Here is a 20,820-nt window from a genome sequence, read left to right on the forward strand (position 1 = left end):
TGCCGGTATCGTTGCTGACGGTCGGCCGCTTCGTAGACTTCCCTGTATCGAGGGGCGTAAAGCATTCGTGCGAACGCACAAAGCGCCGGCCGGAACCGTCGCCACCCCAGAAAGGGCCCCATCGTGGCCGCCACCCCCGCTGGCCCAGCGGTCAAGCGCCTCGTCGTGCTGGTCTCCGGATCCGGCACCAATCTGCAGGCGCTCCTGGACGAGATCGAGCGCACCGGAGCCGAGCGGTACGGCGCCCGGATCGTCGCCGTAGGGGCCGACCGAGACGGCATCGAGGGGCTCGCCCGCGCCGAGCGGGCCGGGCTGCCGACCTTCGTGTGCAAGGTCAAGGACCACGCGAGCCGCGAGGAATGGGATGCCGCCCTCGCCGAGGCCGTGGCCGCGTACGAGCCCGACCTCGTGGTCTCCGCCGGGTTCATGAAGATCGTGGGGAAGGAGTTCCTCGCGCGGTTCGGCGGGCGGTTCGTGAACACGCACCCCGCCCTGCTGCCCAGCTTTCCGGGGGCCCACGGCGTCCGCGACGCGCTCGCGTACGGCGCCAAGGTCACCGGCTGCACCGTCCACTTCGTCGACGACGGGGTCGACACCGGCCCGATCATCGCTCAGGGCGTGGTCGAGGTCCGGGACGAGGACGACGAGAGCGCGCTGCACGAGCGCATCAAGGAAGTCGAGCGAAGGCTGCTCGTCGAGGTCGTGGGGCGGCTCGCCCGCAACGGCTATCGCATTGAGGGACGAAAGGTAGTAATCCAGTGACCGCCGAGAGCACAGTCACGGCCGAGAGCAGCAAGCGGGCCATTCGCCGCGCGCTCGTCAGCGTCTACGACAAGACCGGGCTCGAAGAGCTCGCGCGCGGGCTGCACGAGGCCGGTGTCGAGCTGGTCTCCACCGGGTCCACGGCCGGCCGGATCGCCGCCGCCGGTGTCCCCGTCACCAAGGTCGAGGAGCTGACCGGCTTCCCCGAGTGCCTGGACGGCCGGGTGAAGACCCTGCACCCGAGGGTGCACGCGGGCATCCTCGCCGACCTGCGGCTGGAGAGCCACCGCGAGCAGCTCGCCGAGCTGGGCGTGGAGCCGTTCGACCTCGTCGTCGTCAACCTCTACCCCTTCCGCGAGACCGTCGCCTCGGGCGCGAGCGACGACGAGTGCGTGGAGCAGATCGACATCGGCGGCCCGTCCATGGTCCGTGCCGCCGCGAAGAACCACCCCTCCGTCGCCGTGGTCACCAGCCCCGAGCGGTACGCCGACGTGCTCTCGGCCGTCAAGGACGGCGGCTTCGACCTCGCCGCCCGCAAGCGCCTGGCCGCCGAGGCGTTCCAGCACACCGCCGCCTACGACGTGGCCGTCGCCTCCTGGTTCGCCTCCTCCTACGCCCCGGCGGACGAGTCGCGGTTCCCCGACTTCCTCGGCGCCACCTACGAGCGCAAGAACACCCTGCGCTACGGCGAGAACCCGCACCAGCCGGCCGCCCTGTACGTCGACGGCAGCGGCGGGCTCGCGGACGCCGAGCAGCTGCACGGCAAGGAGATGTCGTACAACAACTACACGGACACGGACGCCGCGCGCCGTGCCGCGTACGACCACGACGAGCCCTGCGTCGCGATCATCAAGCACGCCAACCCCTGTGGTATCGCGGTCGGTTCGGACGTCGCCGAGGCGCACCGCAAGGCGCACGCCTGCGACCCGGTCTCCGCGTACGGCGGTGTCATCGCCGTCAACCGGCCGGTGAGCCGGGAGATGGCCGAGCAGGTCGCGGAGATCTTCACCGAGGTCATCGTCGCGCCGGACTACGAGGAGGGGGCCCTGGAGGCCCTCGCCAAGAAGAAGAACATCCGGGTCCTGAAGGCCCCGGGCGCGCCCTGCAACCGGGTCGAGGCCAAGCAGGTCGACGGCGGTGTCCTGCTCCAGGTCACCGACCGGCTCCAGGCCGACGGCGACGACCCGGCGAACTGGACGCTGGCCAGCGGCGAGGCGCTCTCCCCTGAGGAGCTCAAGGAGCTCGCCTTCGCCTGGAAGGCGTGCCGCGCGGTGAAGTCCAACGCGATCCTGCTCGCCAAGGACGGTGCCTCGGTCGGTGTGGGCATGGGCCAGGTCAACCGGGTCGACTCCTGCAAGCTGGCCGTCGAGCGGGCCGGTGCGGAGCGGGCGCGCGGCTCCCACGCCGCCTCGGACGCGTTCTTCCCCTTCCCCGACGGGCCGGAGATCCTCATCGCCGCCGGCGTCCGGGCGATCGTCCAGCCGGGCGGCTCGATCCGTGACGAGCAGGTCGTCGAGGCCGCCAAGGAGGCGGGCGTGACGATGTACTTCACGGGCACGCGCCACTTCTTCCACTGACATCACCCGTGGACAGGCCGACGGCCTCCGGCCCTCCCCCGAGGGAGCCGGAGGCCGTCGGCCTGTGCGGGTCAGCAGGGGCGCAGGGACCAGATCGGGTCCCAGGTGGCCGTGCCGGCCTCGTACGCCGTCGAGGTCCAGCGCACGCTGCCGTCCTGGTTGAAGAACCTGGCAACCGTGCCCGGCGTCTGGTTGTTGGTGAACGGGCCGTCGCCGGTCCAGTTGTTCACGGTCCAGGTCTGGCACTTGTAGAAGTCGAACTTGGTGCCCTTGACGATCATGCAGAGGTGACCGTAGGCGCAGTCCAGGTCCTTGGCGGCGACGCCCTTCGCGGCCCTGGTGAGGGTCAGGCCGTCGTACTCCTTGAGGTAGTGGGCGACGCGGGTGCAGTAGTCGCGGTACCTCGGGGGAACTCCGTTCGCGTCGTTCACTTTCTTGTACGACGTCCGGTAGGCGGCGGAGAGCAGCACCCGTTTGTCGCCGGGCAGGCCGGCCTTCAGATTGGGCGCCATGAAGCAGAGGTAGCGGCCCATGGCCGGGATGGAGACGGAGGGGGTGAGGGGCGGGGTGGGCGTGGCCGATGCGGGCGCGCCGTCGTCGCGCAGGTACCAGCGCAGGACGGCGGGGGTCCAGCGGGCGATGCCGAACTCGTGCTTGGCCGGGTCGGAGAGGTTCGGGTCGAAATCGCTCTCGGCCTTCAGCATCGCCGCCATGAGCGCGGGGGTCACCTCCGGCTCGGGGCAGGCGTGGGCGGAGTCGACGATGAGCTTGCGGTACTGCACCGGGACGCCCCTGTCCGTGCGGAGTTCGGAGGCGCCGTACGCGGCCAGGGCCTTGCCGTCCGTGCCGCCATCGCCGTCGCCCGCCCAGATGCTGATGCCGTAGCCGAGGGCCGCGACGGCGACGGTCGCGGCGGCGGCGCCCGCGACGGCCAACCGCCGGCGTCCGCGGCGCCGGAACAGCGGGAACAGCGGGAACAGCCGTCGGGGCAGGCGTGGCGAGCGGCCGGTGCCGGCGGCCGCCTCGACGCGGCGCAGCAGTGCCTCGGTGCCAATGCGTGTCTCGTGCGTCCGGGCCAGGCAGTCCCGCACGATCTCCCGCCAGACGTCCGGGAGTCGGGGCGACAGGCGCAGTGCGTCGGTGCCCCGCGCGTAGGCGGCGGCCGCGTCGCGGCGGGCCGTCGGGGTGGCGCCGGGCAGCGGGAAGGAGTCGGTGAGGACGAGATGGGCGAGCACGCCGAAGGCCCACACGTCGGCGGACGGCCGGATCCGCCGGCCGCGTTCGCCGATCTCCGACCACAGCAGCTCGGGCGGGGTGTAGTCCGGGGTGGAGAAGGCCGGGGTGTAGGCGTGGGTGCCCTCCAGCTCGGCGGCCATGTTGAAGTCGGCGAGCCGCGCCGAACCGTCCGCCATCAGCAGCACATTGGCCGGTTTCAGGTCCCCGTGCACCCAGCCCGCCCGGTGCAGCTGGGCCAGCCCCTCGCAGATCTGGGCGAGCAGCGCGGGCCCGGCGTCCGGGCGCGGGGCGGCGGCGAGCAGGGCGGACAGGGAGCCCTCGGCCCGCTCCAGCACGAGGACGGTGGCGCCGTCGAGTTCCGGGCGGTCCGGGTCGTCGACGACGAGGGACTCGTACATCCGGATCAGCCGCGGCCGGCTGAGCCGCCGGTGCAGGTCGATCTCGCGCTCGATGAGGTCGCGCAGATGGGCCAGTTGGCGCGGGGTGCCGGTACCGGTCGGCAGGAACTTCAGGGCGGCGCTGGTGGGCAGTTCCGCGGAGCCGCCGGTGCGCCGGGCCGCGTACACGCTGCCGAAGGCACCCGTCGCGATCGGCTCACGCACCTCCCAGGCGCCGACCCGGTAACCCCGTGGCACCGGCACGGCGTGCGGCTCGGTCACCGGGCCGTACGGCTCGCGTCGGCGGCGGACAGGACGACCAGGTCGTCCTCCCGTACGAGGTCGAAGCGGAGCGCCAGGGACACCAGGGACTCCTTCTTGCCGTTGAGGCGCGGACCGGTGTCCGCGGTCTCCGGGCCGGGCTTGAGCCGCAGCTTCACCGCGAGGTAGTCGATGTTCCACTGCACCGAGGTGCGCGAGGCGGCCGGCCAGGCGGGGCGCAGCCGGTCCACGACTTGGTCGACCGTGGGCAGCGGGGCGTGCGGGTCGCCGCGCAGCCGCGGTTCGCACAGGGCGGCCAGGACGGCGAAGTAGCGCTTGGTGCGGTCGACGGAGAAGGCGGGCGCGGTGGTGTCCCCGTCCCGCCCGGCCCCCTCCCGCAGATGGTCGTGGCGCGGCGCCCACACCTCGATCGTCAGCAGGTCCCCGGCGGCGGGCAGCACGATCCGCGAGAACTCGAACGGGACAGGCGCGTCGAGCCGGCCCGGGCCGACCTTGATGTGCTCGCCGGCGCCCTCCGGGTTCTCCACGACGTAGGTCTGCCGCGCGGACAGGTTGCTCAGTATCCAGAACGCGCCCTGAGCGCTCAGTTCCCCGGCGCGGCGGGAGACCCCGTCGTGCGGGATCGTCAGATCGTTGCCGGGAGCCCGTCCGAAGGTGAGGCGATCACCCGGGGCGAGCCGGATCCGGGTGCTGTCCTGTCGGTTCTCCGGGGTCGGCGGAGGTACGACGATGATGCTGTACAAGGTGCGTCTCCCCGTGCCTGACGGCCACCCCGGCCGACCCGGTCAGACTAGGGGGACACACCAGGGCCGTGCCTCCCCCTGGACGGGTGGGACACGGCCCTCGGCGTTGAAATGGCGCGAACTGTTCCGTCGCGCGGGCGGGTTCAGTAGCGCGCGCGGTTGAACCATGCCTTGCCGTTGGAGCCGCCCACGAAGCAGGCGATCAGGATACCGAGCACCAGGTGGATGATGCCCAGGACCGTGAAGGGGTAGAGCGCGAGGACGGCGGTGATGATGCCGAAGACCAGGGCGGTGACGCGCAGGCCGTTGCCACCGGTGGTGAACTTCGAGGCGAGGACGGCCGCCCACACCAGCCACGCGAGCGCGAGCGCCGCGAAGGCCCACATCACGCCGACCGGGTAGTCCCGGAGGGTGGACGGGACGGAGCTGTCGTTGTTGGCCTTGTTGAGGGCCACACCGGCGAAGGCGAAGATCGCCACGCCGATGACCTGCAGACCGACGATCACCCACAGCAGCACGCGGGCCGCGCTGACGTTGCCCGGCATGGCCGTCATCGGAGCGCCGGCGCCGTACGGCTGCTGGACGGGCGGGGCCTGCGGGTAACCGTAACCGGGCTGCTGGCCCTGCGGGTAGCCGTAGCCGGGCTGCTGGCCCTGCGGCGGGCCGTAGGGGTTGTTCGGGTCGCCGAAGCTCATGGCGGTGTTTCCTCCGTTGATCGAGTGCGGGGACGAGGCGCGGCACTGCACGGAGGAGGGTTTCTACAGATGCGGTCCGTCCCCCCGATGAGCTGCCCGCTGCACTGTCTGCTCATCGTTCTTGACCGGTTACCGGCTTGTCCAGCCGGATGACGCAGGTGTTGTGCAAGTGCAACATCACCGATCATGTCGTGACACAGCGCGGGCGGACGGGGGGACCCGGATTGGAACCGGGGGCGGGTCATCCGCGAGGATGGGGGTATGACCGCCCAGATTCTCGATGGCAAGGCCACCGCAGCCGCGATCAAGTCCGATCTGACCGCCCGCGTGGCGGCGCTGAAGGAGAAGGGGGTCACGCCCGGCCTCGGCACGATCCTGGTCGGGGACGACCCCGGCAGCCAGAAGTACGTCGCCGGCAAGCACCGCGACTGCGCGCAGGTCGGCATCGCCTCCATCCAGCGCGAGCTGCCCGCCACGGCGACGCAGGAGGAGATCGAGGCGGTCGTACGGGAGCTCAACGAGGACCCGGACTGCACCGGCTACATCGTCCAGCTGCCGCTGCCCAAGGGCATCGACGAGAACCGCGTCCTGGAGCTGATGGACCCGGCCAAGGACGCCGACGGGCTGCACCCGATGAACCTCGGCCGGCTGGTGCTGAACGAGCCGGCCCCGCTGCCCTGCACCCCGAACGGCATCCTGACCCTGCTGCGCCGTCACGGCGTGGAGATCAAGGGCGCCGAGGTCGTGGTCGTCGGCCGCGGTGTCACCATCGGCCGGCCCATGCCGCTGCTGCTCACCCGGCGCAGCGAGAACGCCACCGTCACCCAGTGCCACACCGGCACCCGCGATCTCGCCGCCCACCTGAAGCGGGCCGACATCGTCATCGCGGCGGCCGGCTCCCCGCACCTGATCCGCGCCGAGGACGTCAAGCCGGGCGCCGCCGTCCTCGACGTCGGGGTCTCCCGCACCGCAGAGGGCAAGATCGTCGGCGATGTGCACCCCGACGTGGCCGAGGTGGCCGCCTGGATCTCCCCGAACCCCGGTGGCGTGGGCCCGATGACCCGGGCGCAGCTGCTGGTCAACGTGGTCGAGGCGGCGGAGCGCAGTGCCGGCTGAGAACGCCCGCGCGGGGGCGGTCACCCGCGGAGTGCACACCGGCGCCGAGGAGCATGGGAAGCGGACCACCCGCCGCTTCCCGCGGATCACCCGGGACACCGCGCGGCCCGAGGGCGGTGGCCGGGCCGCGTCCGGCGACGCCCCGGCCCCGGCGCGGCAGTGGCCCCTGCTCGTGGTGCTCGGCGGGGTCGCGCTCGGCCTGCTGCTGACCGCCCTCGACGCGTTCCGCGCCGGCACCCTGCTGATCGGCGTGGCCCTGCTGGCCGGCGCGGTCATGCGCTGGATACTGCCGAGCGTCGGCATGCTCGCCGTCCGCTCCCGCTTCACGGACATCGCCACCTACGGCGTCCTCGGTCTCGCGATCGTCCTGCTGGCGATGATGGCCCAGCCCAATCCGTGGCTGCAGATACCGTTCCTGAAGGACCTCCTGCACGTCACGCTCAGCAGCAGCAAGTAGCGGGTCGCACCGCGCGCCGCCGGATCCTGCCGGCCGGAACTCGACGCCCGCTGAACGGTTGTTCGCCCTCTCCCCCGAGGAAGGGCGAACCACCGCCGGGAATCAGCCTCCCGCCCAAGAACCGCCTGTTCAACGCCTGTCCATGCGCTGTGGCACGGAAGTGACCGTTCCGCTACGGTGTCCGCGCGCGCCGTCCGTGCTCCCGCGCGCCCCCACTCCGGGAACTGGGATCCTCAGGCAGTGCATCCTTGTGGGTAGCCGTGACGGGGGAAGTAGGGGGGAAGCGATGCCTCGTTGGAAAGATCTGCCGGAGGAACTGGATCCGCAGATCAAGGAGTTCACCCAGCAGGTGCGGCGGCTCGTGGACCGCAGCGGCCTGAGCGCCGCGGCACTCGCCGACCGCACGGGCTACAGCAAGACGTCCTGGGAGCGTTACCTGGGCGGCCGGCTCCTCGCGCCCAAGGGCGCGATCGTCGCGCTCGCCGAGGTCACCGGCACCAACCTGGTGCATCTGACCACGATGTGGGAGCTGGCCGAACGCGCCTGGAGCCGGGCCGAGATGCGGCACGACCGAACGATGGAGGCGATCCGCATCTCCCAGGCGCGCGCGGCGCTCGGGGAGTTCGGCGCGGCGGAGGCGACCGGCGGCCCGTCCGGCCGCAAGGGCACCGACGCGGCCATGGGGATCGCCGGCCCGGCCGGCGTCTCCCCCACCATCCCCACCCAGCCAACGGCCCCCGACGCCGACGCACGGGAGGGGGCGGGGCGTGATCGGGCCGAGGGTCGTGGTCGGGTCGACGGTCGGGATCGGGCCGACGGGCGTGGTCGGGTCGACGGTTCCGGTCGTGGCTCGGCCGGGGGAGCGGGGCTTGGGCCGGGCGGTGGTTCCGGGCGTGGTGCGGGCGGCGGGTCGGGCCTTGCTGCGGATGATGGCGCGGGACTCGGTACGGCCGACGGGGCGGGGCTGGGTGTGGCCGACGCGGCGGGACTCGGTACGGCCGACGGGGCGGGCCTGGGGCCGGCCGAGGGTGCGGGCCTCGGTCCTGGTGGCCGGGACGGCGTCGGGCGGCGTGGCGGGAACTCGGGTGCCAACTCCTGGGGAGTGGCCGGGTATCAGGGTCCGTCCAAGGCGAGCGCCCGCCCCGGCGTCGCTGCCGCGAACGGTGTGCGGCCCGCCGGCTCGGCCGAGGGCCCTGGCTGGACCCCCAACACCCCGAATCCGTACGACGGCCGGCCACAGGAACCCGGTCCCGCCGGGGGAGGAACCCCGGCCCCCGGGAACGCGGGGCGGCAGCGGATGATCATGTTCCTGGCGGGGCTCGTCGGCGTGCTCGTCGTCATCGGCGCCGTCTTCTTCTTCACCAACCGGGACGGCGGCAAGCACCACAACGCCGCCAAGCCGCCGTCCCCGAGCGCCACCACGCACGCGACCCCGCCGCCCGGGGTCAAGTGCACCGGCTCCGCCTGCGACGGGAAGGACGCCGAGGCCATGGGGTGCAGCGGTGACCTGGTAACCACGGCCAGGACCGCCACCATCGGCACCACCACCCTGGAGGTCCGCTACAGCAGGGCCTGCGGCACCGCCTGGGGCCGCATCACCGGCGCCGCCGAGGGCGACAAGGTCCAGATCTCCGCCGGGACGGCCCGGCAGACCGGCGAGACCTCCGGCGTCGGCGACACCATCGCCTACACCCCGATGGTCGCGGTGAAGAACGCGGCAGAGGCCAAGGCCTGCGCGACCCTGGCATCCGGGCGGACGGGGTGCACCAAGTAGAGCCGGCGCGGACCGTGCGCTGAACCGGGAGAAAGAAATTCCGGGGCCGGGTGCATGGTGGGCCGGATTCCGGGCACGCGGCCCAGTACCCCCACGGGAGTCCGGCAAACCGGTACCCCCACCTGGCGGCCGCCTCCGTCCTCTCCCCCTCTCCCGGACGGGCGGCCGCCCCTTCGTTTCGCCATGTGTCCGACTTGTGGGGTGAGCCACACGGCCCTGTACGTCTCGCATGCCGGATGCGCGATAGCCTGACCGCTGGATCGATCTCTTGACGCCGAGAGATCGATCATCCGCCCGGGGCAGGGACGCCCCACCGCCAGCTGTCATACGGAGAACGCCATGACCCGCACTCCCGTGAACGTCACCGTCACCGGCGCGGCCGGCCAGATCGGTTACGCCCTGCTCTTCCGCATCGCCTCCGGCCAGCTGCTCGGCGCGGACGTTCCGGTCAAGCTGCGCCTCCTGGAGATCACGCCCGCGCTCAAGGCCGCCGAGGGCACGGCCATGGAGCTGGACGACTGCGCCTTCCCGCTGCTCCAGGGCATCGACATCACCGACGACCCGAACGTCGCCTTCGACGGCGCCAACGTAGCCCTCCTGGTCGGCGCCCGCCCCCGCACCAAGGGCATGGAGCGCGGCGACCTGCTGGAGGCCAACGGCGGCATCTTCAAGCCGCAGGGCAAGGCCATCAACGACCACGCCGCGGACGACATCAAGGTCCTGGTCGTCGGCAACCCGGCCAACACCAACGCGCTCATCGCGCAGGCCGCCGCGCCGGACGTCCCGGCCGAGCGCTTCACCGCGATGACCCGCCTGGACCACAACCGCGCGCTCACCCAGCTCGCGAAGAAGACGGGTTCGACGGTCGCCGACATCAAGCGGCTGACCATCTGGGGCAACCACTCCGCCACCCAGTACCCGGACATCTTCCACGCCACGGTCGCCGGCAAGAACGCCGCCGAGGTCGTGAGCGACGAGAAGTGGCTGGCCGAGGACTTCATCCCGACCGTCGCCAAGCGCGGTGCCGCGATCATCGAGGCCCGTGGCGCGTCGTCGGCCGCCTCCGCCGCGAACGCCGCGATCGACCACGTGTACACCTGGGTCAACGGCACGGCCGAGGGCGACTGGACCTCCATGGGCATCCCGTCGGACGGCTCCTACGGCGTTCCGGAGGGTCTGATCTCCTCCTTCCCGGTCACCACCAAGGACGGCAAGTACGAGATCGTCCAGGGCCTGGACATCAACGAGTTCTCCCGTGCTCGCATCGACGCGTCGGTGAAGGAGCTGGAGGAGGAGCGCGAGGCGGTTCGCTCGCTGGGCCTCATCTAAGGGTTCCGGAGACACGGCAGAGCTCGGCATCCCGCTTGGGGATGCCGAGCTCTGCCGTGTGCGGGGTCCCTCTGGCCGAACTCGGCCTCGGACGACGGATGTCAGGCGCCGTCCTCAGGAAGCAGCCGCCTCTCGAACCAGTGGCCGCCGTAGACATCGTCGTTGTAGCGCGGGATCTTGGTGTACCCGCACGCCCGGTACATCGACCGGGCCTCGGTGAGCACGGCGTGCGAGTCCAGGCGTACGACCGCCGGGCCGCGCGCCTGCGCCGCCCGCTCCAGCCCCGCCGGCAGCCGCCGCGCAAGCCCCAGTCGGCGCGCCTCGGGGCGCACCCGGACATGCCGGATCTCGCCGACCCCAGGGGCGAGGCGTCTGAGGGCCCCGCAGCCCACCGGCCGCCCCTCCTCGTACGCCACCAGGAAGGCGCCGGCGGCCCCGGTCACCTCCTCGGGCCGGACCAGGGCCGCCTTGTCGTAGCCCTCGGGGAAGCGCGCGTCGATGTCCGCCGCGTAGGCGTCCAGACAGGCCCGCGCGTCCGCCGAGGCGCCGTTGACGCTCTCCACGCTGATCCCGGCCAGTCAACAGCAGCCGCTCCGCGGTCGCCATGGCCCCGGTCAGCTCGGCCCGCTGGCCGGGGGTGAGGCCTTCCAGGAGACCGGCGGCGAGGGCGTCCGCGCGGTGCTGCTGCTCGGCCACCTCGGCACGGCCGGCCGGGGTCGGCATGACCATGCGTGGCCGGTTGTCGTGCGCGGGCACCGCGAGCCGGACCAGGCCCTGCGCCTCCAGGGCCTTCGCCATCCGGCTGAGGTAAACCGGCGTCCAGACCGAGCCGCCCGCGCAGCTCCCGCGGGGACACCCCCTCACCTGTCTCGAACAGCAGCCGGGCCTCGCCGAGCGGGCGCTCCTGACCGAGGTAGTGATCGTCCAGGACGCCGCGTCCATGGCGTTGGCGGACCGGCTTCACGGTGTCGGCTTCGGCGGAACGTTGTGCGTGGCGTGCCGGGGGCGACTCCTGATCGCGATCTGGCCGACCAGTTCCCAGAAACACACCAGAGCGGTGACCGGCGGAATCCCGAAGATCACTAACGAGAGCAGCGCATGTGACGAGTGGCTGACACACAGCACCACGGCCATCGCCGAAGCGGCCAGCACAATGCACCAGGAGCGCCACGCGCTGCGGCGTTGAGCGGTGGCCCGCAGGACGGAAAGGGCTGCCACGAACCATGGCCCGTACACCGTCAGCGGCCAGTATTGCGCCACTCTCGCCGGCAGCACCGACGAGGCGATTTCGCGCAGTTGTCCATAGGAATAGCAGACGGACCAGGCCAGCATGCACCCTGCGCACAGGGAGACCGTCGCGATCAGCAGTGTGATGTGCGTGACGCGTCGACCGCCGTCGAGCAGATGCGATTCCGGACGGAGCCGCCGGCGGCCGCTCCTGCGCGGGGGCGGCACCAGCGGGGCGGCGACGGGGCGCACGCTGGTCGGTGTGGCCAGTATCTGGGCCAGTTCCTCGACCGGGTCCCAGTCGTTCGGCGCGATGTCCGCCTCGGGGACGCTCCAGGTGTCCATCGATTGACCTCCTTCCCCGCCTCAGGACGCCTGGTACAAATCTGCCATCGTCCGCCGATATTCATTTTCCATGATCGTGATTCTCGTCAGGAAATCTTCGAGCAGATCCGAGCATGACGTGATGTCCACCTCGCCGCTCCAGCGCAGAGTGGTCGTCGGATGATCCTCGGCTGTCTGCCAGTCCAATCGCTTCACGATCACCTAACGAGGGTCACCGGAGGCGGGCTTTGGGGCATTCGGGCGAATGCGTAGACCGGAAAGGTGAGTCGTTCGGTGCGTGTTGACGCACGCTTGAAGGAATTATGAATACACAGGAAATTACATTCCGTGAATTCTGGAATTAAATGATCCCGGCTCGCCCTGCGGTGGTTCCGGTGTGATGCCGCGCACTTTCGGCGGTCGATTGCGCATGCGAGGTGCGCGACCTGGGCAGGCGGCGACGGTCCCCGAGCGTGACACGCGTGTGACACAGGGGCACGGATCAGGAACGGAAGGCAACACCGATCATGGCGGACAGAACGGCACGACAGGCCCAGGCGACCATCCACGCGGGAGGCGAGTGGCTTCCAGCGATCTCCGGCGCGACGCGCGAGATCCTCGACCCCGCGGACGCCTGGCCGTTCGCCGTGGTCGCGGAGGGCGACGAGAAGGACGCCGAGCGCGCGGTGGCCGCGGCCCGGCAGGCCTTCGACCACGGCCCCTGGCCGCACACCCCGGTCGCCGAACGCGCCGCCCTGCTGCGCCGCGTCGCCGATCTCCTGCTGCGGGGCCGCGAGGAACTCGGCCTGCTGGAGAGCCGGGACGCGGGCAAGACCGTCGAGGAGGGCCGGATCGACATCGACTGTGTCGCCGACGCCTTCCGCTACTTCGCCGACCTGGTCGCCGCCGAGGCGCCGGGCCGGGTCGTGGACGCGGGCTCGGCCGACATCCACAGCGTCGTCGTACACGAGCCGGTCGGCGTCTGCGCGCTGATCACCCCCTGGAACTACCCGCTCCTCCAGGCCAGCTGGAAGATCGCCCCGGCACTCGCCGCCGGCAACACCTTCGTGGTCAAGCCCAGCGAGATCACCCCGATGACCACCATCGCGCTGATCGAGCTGCTGGCGGAGGCCGGTCTGCCCGCCGGAGTGGCGAACATCGTCACCGGCCCCGGCCACACCGTCGGCGCCCGGCTCGCCGAGCACCCCGACGTCGACCTGGTCTCCTTCACCGGCGGCCTGGCCAGCGGCACCAAGGTGGCCCAGGCCGCCGCCCCGACCGTGAAGAAGGTCGCCCTCGAACTCGGCGGCAAGAACCCCAACGTCGTCTTCGCCGACGCCTGCGCCACAGAGGACGGCTTCGACACCGCCGTCGACCAGGCCCTCAACGCCGCCTTCATCCACAGCGGCCAGGTCTGCTCGGCCGGCGCCCGCCTCATCGTCGAGGAGTCCGTCAGGGACCGCTTCGTCGCCGAACTCGCCCGCCGCGCACGGAAGATCAGGCTCGGCCGCGGCACCGCGGACGGCGTCGAGTGCGGCCCGCTCGTCTCCGCGCAGCAGCGCGCCAAGGTCGAGGCGTACGTCGCCTCCGCGCTGGAAGAAGGCGCCGTACTGCGCTGCGGCGGCAAGCGGCCGGAACCCCGTGAGGACCGCCCGGAGTCCGGCTACTTCTACGAGCCGACCGTCCTCGACGCCTGCCACCGCGAGATGCGGGTCGTCCGCGAGGAGGTCTTCGGACCGGTCCTCACCGTCGAGACCTTCCGCACCGAGGAGGAAGCCGTCCTCCTCGCCAACGACACCGAGTACGGCCTCGCCGGCGCCGTCTGGACCACCGATCCCGGCAGGGCCCGGCGCGTCGCGGCCCGCCTCCGCCACGGCACCGTCTGGATCAACGACTTCCACCCCTACCTGCCGCAGGCGGAGTGGGGAGGCTTCGGCAAGAGCGGCACCGGCCGCGAACTGGGGCCCGCCGGACTCGCCGAGTACCGCGAGACCAAGCACGTGTACCAGAACCTCGCGCCGAAGCCGGTGCGCTGGTTCGCCGGCTGAGCACCCCTCTTCCCCGGAAACACCCCCTGGAGTAACACCCCCATGTCCCACACCCCCCACGTCTACGACTACGTCGTCATCGGCGGCGGCACGGCGGGCTCCGTCATCGCCTCCCGCCTCACCGAGAACCCGGACGTCACCGTCGCCGTCATCGAGGGCGGCCCGAGCGATGTCGGCCGCGACGACGTCCTCACCCTGCGCCGCTGGATGGGCCTGCTCGGCGGCGACCTCGACTACGACTACCCGACGGTGGAGCAGCCCCGCGGGAACTCCCACATCCGGCACAGCCGCGCCCGGGTCCTCGGCGGCTGCTCCTCCCACAACACCCTCATCTCCTTCAAGCCGCTGCCGTCCGACTGGGACGAGTGGGAGGAGGCCGGCGCCAAGGGCTGGAGCGCCGTCCCCATGGAGGCCTACTTCGCCCGCCTGAAGAACAACATCGTCTCCGTCGACGAGAAGGACCGGAACGCCATCGCCCGGGACTTCGTCGACGCCGCCCAGGCCGCGCTCGGCGTCCCCCGCGTCGAGGGCTTCAACAGGAAGCCGTTCACCGAGGGCGTCGGCTTCTTCGACCTCGCCTACCACCCCGAGAACAACAAGCGGTCCTCGGCGTCGGTGGCCTACCTGCACCCGGTGATGGAGCAGCGCCCCAACCTCACCATCCTGCTGGAGACCTGGGCGTACAAGCTCCAGCTGGACGGCACCCGCGCCGAGGGCGTCCACGTGCGCACCAAGGACGGCGAGGAACTGCTGATCCGCGCCCGGAGCGAGGTCGTCCTGTGCGCCGGCGCCGTCGACTCGCCCCGCCTGCTGCTGCACTCGGGCATCGGCCCCCGCGGGGATCTGGAGGCCCTCGGCATCCCCGTCGTCCACGACCTGCCGGGCGTCGGCGAGAACCTGCTGGACCACCCCGAGTCGGTCATCGTCTGGGAGACCCACGGCCCGATCCCGGAGAACTCCGCGATGGACTCCGACGCCGGCCTGTTCGTGCGCCGCGACCCCGGACACGCGGGCCCGGACCTGATGTTCCACTTCTACCAGATCCCGTTCATGGACAACCCGGAGCGGCTCGGCTACGAGCGCCCCTCGTACGGCGTCTCGATGACCCCCAACATCCCCAAGCCGAAGAGCCGCGGCCGTCTTTACCTGACCAGCGCCGACCCGTCCGTCAAACCCGCCCTGGACTTCCGCTACTTCACCGACGAGGACGACTACGACGGCAGGACCCTGGTCGACGGCGTCCGCATCGCCCGCGAGATCGCCGCGACCGAGCCCCTCGCGAGCTGGCTCAAGCGCGAGGTCTGCCCCGGCCCCGAGATCCAGGACGACGCCGAACTCGGCGAGTACGCCCGCAAGGTCGCACACACCGTCTACCACCCGGCCGGCACCTGCAAGATGGGCGCCGCCGACGACGAACACGCCGTAGTGGACCCGGAGCTGAAGATCCGCGGCCTCGACGGCATCCGCATCGCCGACGCGTCCGTCTTCCCGACCATGACCGCCGTCAACCCGATGATCGGGGTGCTCATGGTCGGGGAGAAAGCCGTCGACCTGATCGAAGGTGACGCCCGATGACCCGCACCGTCCCCACCCGCAAGCCGCCCACCACCGACACCCCCGTCTTCTCGGTCTCCGGCCTGTGGAAGGTCTTCGGACCGAAGCCGCAGCGGATCCCCGCCGACCCCGAACTCGGCGCCCTCGACCCCGCCGACCTGCGCGCCCGCACGGGCTGTACGGCGGCCGTCCGGGACGTCTCCTTCGACGTCCGCAAGGGCGAGGTCTTCGTCGTCATGGGCCTGTCGGGCTCCGGCAAGTCCACCCTGGTCCGCTGCCTCACCCGCCTCATCGAACCGACGGCGGGCAGGATCTCCATCGACGGCGAGGACGTCCGCGCGATGGACAAGGCCCGCCTGCGCGAACTGCGCCGGCACCGGGCGGCCATGGTCTTCCAGCACTTCGGCCTGCTCCCGCACCGCACGGTCCTCGACAACGTGGCGTACGGCCTGGAGATCCAGGGCATGGACAAGGCCGAGCGGCGCGCGCGGGCCGCCGAGGTCGTCGCCAAGGTCGGCCTCGAAGGCATGGAACACCGCCGCCCCGCCCAGCTCTCCGGCGGCCAGCGCCAGCGCGTGGGGCTCGCACGGGCACTGGCGGTCGACCCCGAGGTGCTGCTGTTCGACGAGCCGTTCAGCGCCCTCGACCCGCTCATCCGGCGCGACATGCAGGACGAGGTGGCCCGCCTGCACCGCGAGGAGGGCCGCACCATGGTCTTCATCACCCACGACCTCTCCGAGGCCCTCAAGCTGGGCGACCGCATCGCCCTGATGCGCGACGGCAAGGTCGTCCAACTGGGCACCCCGGAGCAGATCGTGGGCTCCCCGGCCGACGACTACGTCCGTGAGTTCGTCCGGGACGTGCCGCGCGAGCACGTGATGACGGTGCGTACGGCCATGAGGCCGGGTGCCTGCGGCGGCCCGGAGCACCCGGGCGCGCTCGCCCCCGACGCGGTGGTCGCGGACGCGATCCGAACCGTGGCCGAGACCGGCACACCGGCGTGCGTGCTGGAGGACGGCACCTGCGTCGGCACCGTGGACCACGAACTGCTGCTGGACGTCGTGGCCGGCATAGACGTGTCCATACCCGGCCCCCGCACCAGCCCGGAGGCCGTCTGATGGCAACGCTCACCGTCCCGACCTCCTCCCGCACGAACACCCTCCGCCTGCTGAAGAGCCGGACCGCGGCGAAACTGCTCCTGCTCGCACTAGTCACCGCCGTACTGCTGCCCCTGCTCCACGGCGGATCATGGCCCCACCACCTGACCGTCAGCCTGGACAAACCCCTCACCAGCGCCAGCAACTGGGTCATCGACCACCGGGACAGCCACCCCCTGTTCCTCTACTTCTTCGGCTACATCAGCAACGCGGTCGTCCTCTCCGTACGCGCCGTCTACCTCACCCTGCTCGCCGCGGGCTGGACCGGCGTCACGGCGTTCGGCGCCCTGCTCGCCTGGCGCTTCGCCGGCCCCCGCCTCGCCGCCGGCACCGCGATCGCCTTCCTGGCCTGCGGCGCACTCGGCATGTGGGTGCCGACCATGCAGACCCTCGCGCTCATGGTCGTAGCCGTCCTCGCCTCCGTCGTCGTCGGCGCGCTCCTCGGCCTCGCCGCCGGCCTGTCCGACCGCCTGGACCGCGCCCTGCGCCCGGTCCTGGACACCATGCAGGTGCTCCCGGCCTTCGCCTACCTCCTCCCCGTCGTCCTGGTCTTCGGCATCGGCGTCCCCGCGGCCGTGCTCGCCACCGTCGTGTACGCGGCCCCGCCGATGGCCCGTCTCACCGCACTCGGCCTGCGCGGCGCCGATCCCGAAGTCCTGGAGGCCGTGGAGTCGCTCGGCGCGACCCGCCGCCAGCGGCTGCTGACCGCCCGTATCCCGCTGGCCCGGGGCGAACTCCTCCTCGGCCTCAACCAGACGATCATGATGGCGCTGTCCATGGCCGTCATCGCCTCCGTCATCGGTGCCGGCGGCCTCGGTGACCGCGTCTACCAGGCGCTCGCCTCGGTCGACGTCGGCCAGGCCCTCGCCGCCGGCATCCCGATCGTGCTGCTCGCGATCGTCCTGGACCGGGTGACCGGTGCGGCAGGCGCCGGCACCACCCGCCCGAAGACCATCGGCTGGGCCTACGCCCTCGGCGTCACCGTGGCCGTCGCCCTCGCCGCCCGGTTCCTCGGCCGTCTCGACTGGCCCTCCGGCTGGACCCTCGACATCGCCGAACCGGTCAACCACGCCGTCGACTGGATGACCAACCACCTCTACTCCGGCGTCCCGGTCATCGGCGGTACGGCCGACTGGGCGGGCCACTTCACCACCTGGGTCCTGGACCCCGTGCGCGGCGGTCTGCAGTGGCTGCCCTGGTGGTCGGTGTTGCTGATCGTCGCCGCCCTGGCCTGGTCGATCGGCACCTGGCGCACCGCCCTGACCGCCGTCCTGGCCATGGCCGCGATCGGCGTCCTCGGCGTCTGGGAACCGGCCCTCGACACGCTCTCCCAGGTGCTCGCCGCCGTCGCCGTCACCCTGGTCCTCGGCTTTGCGACCGGCATCGCCGCCGCGCGCAGCGACCGCGTCGAACGCGCCCTGCGCCCGGTCCTGGACGTGTTCCAGACCATGCCGCAGTTCGTGTACCTGATTCCGGTCGTCGCCCTGTTCGGCGTCGGCCGCGCCCCCGCCGTCGCCGCGGCCGTCGTCTACGCGCTGCCCGCCGTCGTCCGGATCACCGCGCAGGGCCTGCGCCAGGTCGACCCGGCCGCGCTGGAGTCCGCGCGCTCGCTCGGCGCGACCGGCAGGCAGCAGCTGTGGCAGGTTCAACTCCCGCTCGCCAAAAGGTCGTTGCTGCTCGCCGTCAACCAGGGCGTGGTCCTGGTCCTCGCCGTCGTCATCATCGGCGGCCTGGTCGGCGGCGGCGCCCTCGGCTACAACGTGGCCTTCGGCCTCGCCCAGGGCGACCTGGCGACCGGTCTGGTGGCCGGTGCCGCGATCGTCTGCCTGGGCCTGATGCTCGACCGGGTGACCCAGCCGACCGAGCGACGCGCGGCGAAGGGAGCCTGACATGCGCGCACGTACGACACTCGCGGTGGGCTCGCTGCTGTTGCTGACGGTGACCGGCTGCGGCGCCGCCGACATGACCAAGCAGGCCAGCCCGTTCGCCAACGCCCGGGGCTCGAGGACCGTCACCCTGTCCGTGCAGTCCTGGGTGGGCGCGCAGTCCAACGTGGCCGTGGCCCAGTACCTCCTGGAGCACGAGCTCGGCTATCGCGTCGACACCGTGCAGGTCGACGAGGTGCCCGCCTGGGACGCGCTCAGCCAGGGCCGGGTCGACGCCATCCTGGAGGACTGGGGCCACCCGGACCAGGAGAAGCGGTACGTCGAGGACAAGAAGACCATCGCGCGGGGCGGCGGCCTCGGCGTGACCGGCCACATCGGCTGGTACGTCCCCACCTACCTGGCCAAGCAGCACCCGGACATCACCGACTGGAAGAACCTCAACAAGTACGCCTCCCTCTTCCGCACCGCGGAGAGCGGCGGCAAGGGCCAGCTGATGGACGGCTCCCCGTCGTACGTCACCAACGACAAGGCCCTGGTGAACAACCTGAAGCTGAACTACCAGGTCGTCTTCGCCGGCTCCGAGGCCGCCCAGATCACCCAGATGAAACAGTTCGCCAAGCAGCACAAGCCCTTCCTGACGTACTGGTACGCCCCCCAGTGGCTGTTCAAGAAGGTCCCCATGACGGAGGTGAAGCTGCCGCCCTACAAGGAGGGCTGCGACGCGGACGCGGCGAAGGTCGCCTGCGCCTACCCGCACACCCCGCTGCAGAAGTACCTCAACGCCGGCTTCGCCAAGTCCGGCGGCAAGGCGGCGGCCTTCCTGAGGAAGTTCAGCTGGACGACCGAGGACCAGAACCAGGTCTCCCTGATGATCGCCGACCAGAAGCTCTCGCCCCAGGACGCGGCGAAGAGGTGGGTGGACAGCCACCCCGACGTCTGGAAGCGGTGGCTGTCCTGAACGTCCTCACCCCTTGAGGCCGTTGGCGATCTCCCGGACGCCGGTCATGGCCCGCCGCTGGAGCCCCGGTCCGAACGTGATGCGGGTGGCCCCGAGTTCGCCGAGTGCGGCGGGCGAGGGGCCGTCCGCGTCCAGCCGGGCCAGGGCGTTCAGCGGGCCCTGAATGCCGGCGCGCAGCAGGGGCAGTACGCCGGCGGGGGCGAGGATCGGGTAGACGCAGTCCGCGCCCGCCGCCACGTACAGCGCGGCCCGCTCGATGGCCCGCTCGATGGCCCGCTCGGGATCGCCGTCGCCGCAGACGAAGACGTCGACCCGGGCGTTGACGAACAGCCGGTCGGCGGCGGCCGAGCGGACCTCGGCGAGGAAATCGGCATGCTCGTGCGGGTCCTTGAGGACACCCCCGTTCGAGTCCTCAAGATTGCAGCCGACGGCGCCCGCCTCCAGCAACCGCTCCACGATCTCCTTGGGCGCGAGCCCGTACCCGCCCTCGATGTCCGCCGACACCGGCACGTCCACCGCCCGCGCGATCCGGGCGACCACGGCGAACATCTCGTCGGCCGGGGTGGCGCCGTCCGCGTATCCGAGCGAGGCGGCCACCCCGGCGCTCGGCGTGGCCAGCGCCGGGAACCCGGCCTCCGCGAACACGCGTGCGCTGGCCGCGTCCCAGGGGCCGGGCAGGACCAGCGGGTCACCCTGAGGGCGCTTGAGATGCAGCGCGTGGAACACGTCCACCTTGCGCTCCGCGGCCCGCTCGCGCTCGCTCTGGCTCACTTGTGCTGTCCGGGCTCGTAGTGGCCCGGGGTCATCCGGGTGGTCACACCGAACCGGTTCCAGGCGTTGATCACCGTGATCGCGGCGATCAGCCGGGCCAGCTCGGCCTCCTCGAAGTGCTTGGCGGCCTTCTCGTACACCTCGTCCGGCACGAAACCGTCCGTCAGCACGGTGATCGCCTCGGTCAGCTCGATCGCCGCCAGCTCCTTCTCCGTGTAGAAGTGCCGCGACTCCTCCCACGCGCTGAGCTGCACGATCCGCTGGACGCTCTCGCCGGCCGCCAGCGCGTCCTTGGTGTGCATGTCCAGGCAGAACGCGCAGTGGTTGAGCTGCGAGGCACGGATCTTCACCAGCTCGTACACCGCGGGGTCCAGGCCCTGCCGGGCCGCCGCGTCGAGCCGGATCATCGCCTTGTAGACCTCGGGGGCGTGCTCGGTCCAGCGCATGCGCGGAGTGTGCTCGGGGGCGTACTCGACGGTCGTCTCAGTGCTGGTCTCTGCGCTCATGCCCTCGACCCTATGAGCGAGGCAGCCCAGGAGTATGGTCC

The 20,820-nt window shown here is 71.5% G+C and carries 17 protein-coding genes and 2 pseudogenes; 11 read left to right on the forward strand and 8 right to left on the reverse strand.

The window, feature by feature from the left end:
- The first annotated feature begins 123 nt into the window (after positions 1–123).
- Together purN and purH are read left to right on the forward strand one after the other, a co-directional pair.
- On the forward strand, positions 124–762 hold the full coding sequence (purN, locus tag ACFYOH_RS01560; protein ID WP_388619823.1) for a phosphoribosylglycinamide formyltransferase: 639 nt from the start codon (positions 124–126) through the stop codon (positions 760–762).
- The gene (gene purH, locus ACFYOH_RS01565) at positions 759–2,339 is read left to right on the forward strand and encodes a bifunctional phosphoribosylaminoimidazolecarboxamide formyltransferase/IMP cyclohydrolase (RefSeq protein WP_388619826.1); all 1,581 of its coding nucleotides are present in this window, start codon (positions 759–761) and stop codon (positions 2,337–2,339) included. Before purN ends, purH begins: the two co-directional genes overlap by 4 nt.
- 356 nt (positions 2,340–2,695) lie before the next feature.
- Here purH and ACFYOH_RS01570 read toward each other — a convergent pair.
- From ACFYOH_RS01570 to ACFYOH_RS01580, 3 genes and pseudogenes are all read right to left on the reverse strand, one after another.
- Positions 2,696–4,234, reverse strand: a pseudogene (locus tag ACFYOH_RS01570) (protein kinase); the annotation flags it as partial.
- Complete coding sequence (locus ACFYOH_RS01575) at positions 4,231–4,977, reverse strand: FHA domain-containing protein (protein WP_388619828.1); 747 nt, start codon at positions 4,975–4,977, stop codon at positions 4,231–4,233. The gene ACFYOH_RS01575 and the pseudogene ACFYOH_RS01570, both read right to left, overlap by 4 nt.
- 143 nt (positions 4,978–5,120) lie before the next feature.
- Positions 5,121–5,672, reverse strand: a complete 552-nt coding sequence (locus ACFYOH_RS01580; RefSeq protein ID WP_388619831.1) for a hypothetical protein — start codon at positions 5,670–5,672, stop codon at positions 5,121–5,123.
- A gap of 261 nt (positions 5,673–5,933) precedes the next feature.
- Here ACFYOH_RS01580 and ACFYOH_RS01585 point away from each other — a divergent pair, with 261 nt between their 5' ends.
- From ACFYOH_RS01585 to ACFYOH_RS01600, 4 genes are all read left to right on the forward strand, one after another.
- Positions 5,934–6,788, forward strand: a complete 855-nt coding sequence (locus ACFYOH_RS01585; RefSeq protein WP_388619834.1) for a bifunctional methylenetetrahydrofolate dehydrogenase/methenyltetrahydrofolate cyclohydrolase — start codon at positions 5,934–5,936, stop codon at positions 6,786–6,788.
- Entirely contained in the window at positions 6,778–7,245 is a 468-nt protein-coding gene (locus tag ACFYOH_RS01590; protein ID WP_388619837.1) for a DUF3017 domain-containing protein, read from the forward strand. The genes ACFYOH_RS01585 and ACFYOH_RS01590 overlap by 11 nt, the downstream gene beginning before the upstream one ends.
- Positions 7,246–7,531: 286 nt before the next feature.
- Positions 7,532–9,019: a DUF2690 domain-containing protein gene (locus tag ACFYOH_RS01595; RefSeq protein ID WP_388619840.1), complete on the forward strand. Its 1,488-nt coding sequence runs from the start codon at positions 7,532–7,534 to the stop codon at positions 9,017–9,019.
- Between the two features lie 339 nt (positions 9,020–9,358).
- On the forward strand, positions 9,359–10,348 hold the full coding sequence (locus ACFYOH_RS01600; protein ID WP_388619842.1) for a malate dehydrogenase: 990 nt from the start codon (positions 9,359–9,361) through the stop codon (positions 10,346–10,348).
- Positions 10,349–10,449: 101 nt separating this feature from the next.
- On the opposite strand, the pseudogene ACFYOH_RS01605 reads toward ACFYOH_RS01600, so the two are convergent.
- From ACFYOH_RS01605 to ACFYOH_RS01615, 3 genes and pseudogenes are all read right to left on the reverse strand, one after another.
- A pseudogene (locus ACFYOH_RS01605) lies at positions 10,450–11,312 on the reverse strand (GNAT family N-acetyltransferase).
- Positions 11,309–11,920 carry a DUF2637 domain-containing protein gene (locus ACFYOH_RS01610; protein WP_388619845.1) on the reverse strand — a complete coding sequence of 204 codons (612 nt, stop codon included), beginning with the start codon at positions 11,918–11,920 and terminating at the stop codon, positions 11,309–11,311. Before ACFYOH_RS01610 ends, ACFYOH_RS01605 begins: the two are co-directional and overlap by 4 nt.
- Before the next feature lie 21 nt (positions 11,921–11,941).
- Positions 11,942–12,121 carry a hypothetical protein gene (locus ACFYOH_RS01615; RefSeq protein ID WP_388619848.1) on the reverse strand — a complete coding sequence of 60 codons (180 nt, stop codon included), beginning with the start codon at positions 12,119–12,121 and terminating at the stop codon, positions 11,942–11,944.
- A gap of 305 nt (positions 12,122–12,426) precedes the next feature.
- Here ACFYOH_RS01615 and ACFYOH_RS01620 point away from each other — a divergent pair, with 305 nt between their 5' ends.
- Genes ACFYOH_RS01620 through ACFYOH_RS01640 form a run of 5 tightly spaced genes read left to right on the forward strand, consistent with a single transcriptional unit; the run spans position 12,427 to position 19,502 of the window.
- On the forward strand, positions 12,427–13,947 hold the full coding sequence (locus ACFYOH_RS01620; RefSeq protein ID WP_388619850.1) for an aldehyde dehydrogenase family protein: 1,521 nt from the start codon (positions 12,427–12,429) through the stop codon (positions 13,945–13,947).
- 42 nt (positions 13,948–13,989) lie between these two features.
- Positions 13,990–15,522: a GMC family oxidoreductase gene (locus tag ACFYOH_RS01625; RefSeq protein WP_388619853.1), complete on the forward strand. Its 1,533-nt coding sequence runs from the start codon at positions 13,990–13,992 to the stop codon at positions 15,520–15,522.
- Positions 15,519–16,619: a glycine betaine/L-proline ABC transporter ATP-binding protein gene (locus tag ACFYOH_RS01630; RefSeq protein WP_388619855.1), complete on the forward strand. Its 1,101-nt coding sequence runs from the start codon at positions 15,519–15,521 to the stop codon at positions 16,617–16,619. Before ACFYOH_RS01625 ends, ACFYOH_RS01630 begins: the two co-directional genes overlap by 4 nt.
- A complete protein-coding gene (locus ACFYOH_RS01635) occupies positions 16,619–18,547 on the forward strand; it encodes an ABC transporter permease (protein WP_388619857.1) in 1,929 nt (642 codons plus the stop codon). The genes ACFYOH_RS01630 and ACFYOH_RS01635 overlap by 1 nt, the downstream gene beginning before the upstream one ends.
- Before the next feature lies 1 nt (position 18,548).
- Positions 18,549–19,502: an ABC transporter substrate-binding protein gene (locus ACFYOH_RS01640; protein ID WP_388619860.1), complete on the forward strand. Its 954-nt coding sequence runs from the start codon at positions 18,549–18,551 to the stop codon at positions 19,500–19,502.
- A gap of 6 nt (positions 19,503–19,508) precedes the next feature.
- On the opposite strand, the gene ACFYOH_RS01645 is transcribed toward ACFYOH_RS01640, so the two are convergent.
- Together ACFYOH_RS01645 and ACFYOH_RS01650 are read right to left on the reverse strand one after the other, a co-directional pair.
- Positions 19,509–20,273, reverse strand: coding sequence for an isocitrate lyase/phosphoenolpyruvate mutase family protein (locus ACFYOH_RS01645; RefSeq protein WP_388619863.1), 765 nt, complete (start codon positions 20,271–20,273; stop codon positions 19,509–19,511).
- Positions 20,270–20,779 (reverse strand): carboxymuconolactone decarboxylase family protein, encoded by a 510-nt coding sequence (locus ACFYOH_RS01650; RefSeq protein ID WP_388619866.1) that lies wholly within the window; start codon positions 20,777–20,779, stop codon positions 20,270–20,272. The genes ACFYOH_RS01645 and ACFYOH_RS01650 overlap by 4 nt, the downstream gene beginning before the upstream one ends.
- Between the last annotated feature and the right edge of the window lie 41 nt (positions 20,780–20,820).

Origin of the sequence: Streptomyces sp. NPDC007856, from assembly GCF_042868225.1 — a bacterium.
Taxonomy (GTDB): Bacteria; Actinomycetota; Actinomycetes; order Streptomycetales; family Streptomycetaceae; genus Streptomyces.

What these genes read in the sequence shown, in the direction of transcription:
- ACFYOH_RS01580 (WP_388619831.1), bottom strand. Translation starts at nt 5,672, where the DNA reads ATGAGCTTCGGCGACCCGAACAACCCCTACGGCCCGCCGCAGGGCCAG.
- ACFYOH_RS01585 (WP_388619834.1), top strand. Translation starts at nt 5,934, where the DNA reads ATGACCGCCCAGATTCTCGATGGCAAGGCCACCGCAGCCGCGATCAAG.
- ACFYOH_RS01595 (WP_388619840.1), top strand. Translation starts at nt 7,532, where the DNA reads ATGCCTCGTTGGAAAGATCTGCCGGAGGAACTGGATCCGCAGATCAAG.
- ACFYOH_RS01600 (WP_388619842.1), top strand. Translation starts at nt 9,359, where the DNA reads ATGACCCGCACTCCCGTGAACGTCACCGTCACCGGCGCGGCCGGCCAG.
- ACFYOH_RS01610 (WP_388619845.1), bottom strand. Translation starts at nt 11,920, where the DNA reads ATGGACACCTGGAGCGTCCCCGAGGCGGACATCGCGCCGAACGACTGG.
- ACFYOH_RS01620 (WP_388619850.1), top strand. Translation starts at nt 12,427, where the DNA reads ATGGCGGACAGAACGGCACGACAGGCCCAGGCGACCATCCACGCGGGA.
- ACFYOH_RS01625 (WP_388619853.1), top strand. Translation starts at nt 13,990, where the DNA reads ATGTCCCACACCCCCCACGTCTACGACTACGTCGTCATCGGCGGCGGC.
- ACFYOH_RS01630 (WP_388619855.1), top strand. Translation starts at nt 15,519, where the DNA reads ATGACCCGCACCGTCCCCACCCGCAAGCCGCCCACCACCGACACCCCC.
- ACFYOH_RS01635 (WP_388619857.1), top strand. Translation starts at nt 16,619, where the DNA reads ATGGCAACGCTCACCGTCCCGACCTCCTCCCGCACGAACACCCTCCGC.
- ACFYOH_RS01640 (WP_388619860.1), top strand. Translation starts at nt 18,549, where the DNA reads ATGCGCGCACGTACGACACTCGCGGTGGGCTCGCTGCTGTTGCTGACG.
- ACFYOH_RS01650 (WP_388619866.1), bottom strand. Translation starts at nt 20,779, where the DNA reads ATGAGCGCAGAGACCAGCACTGAGACGACCGTCGAGTACGCCCCCGAG.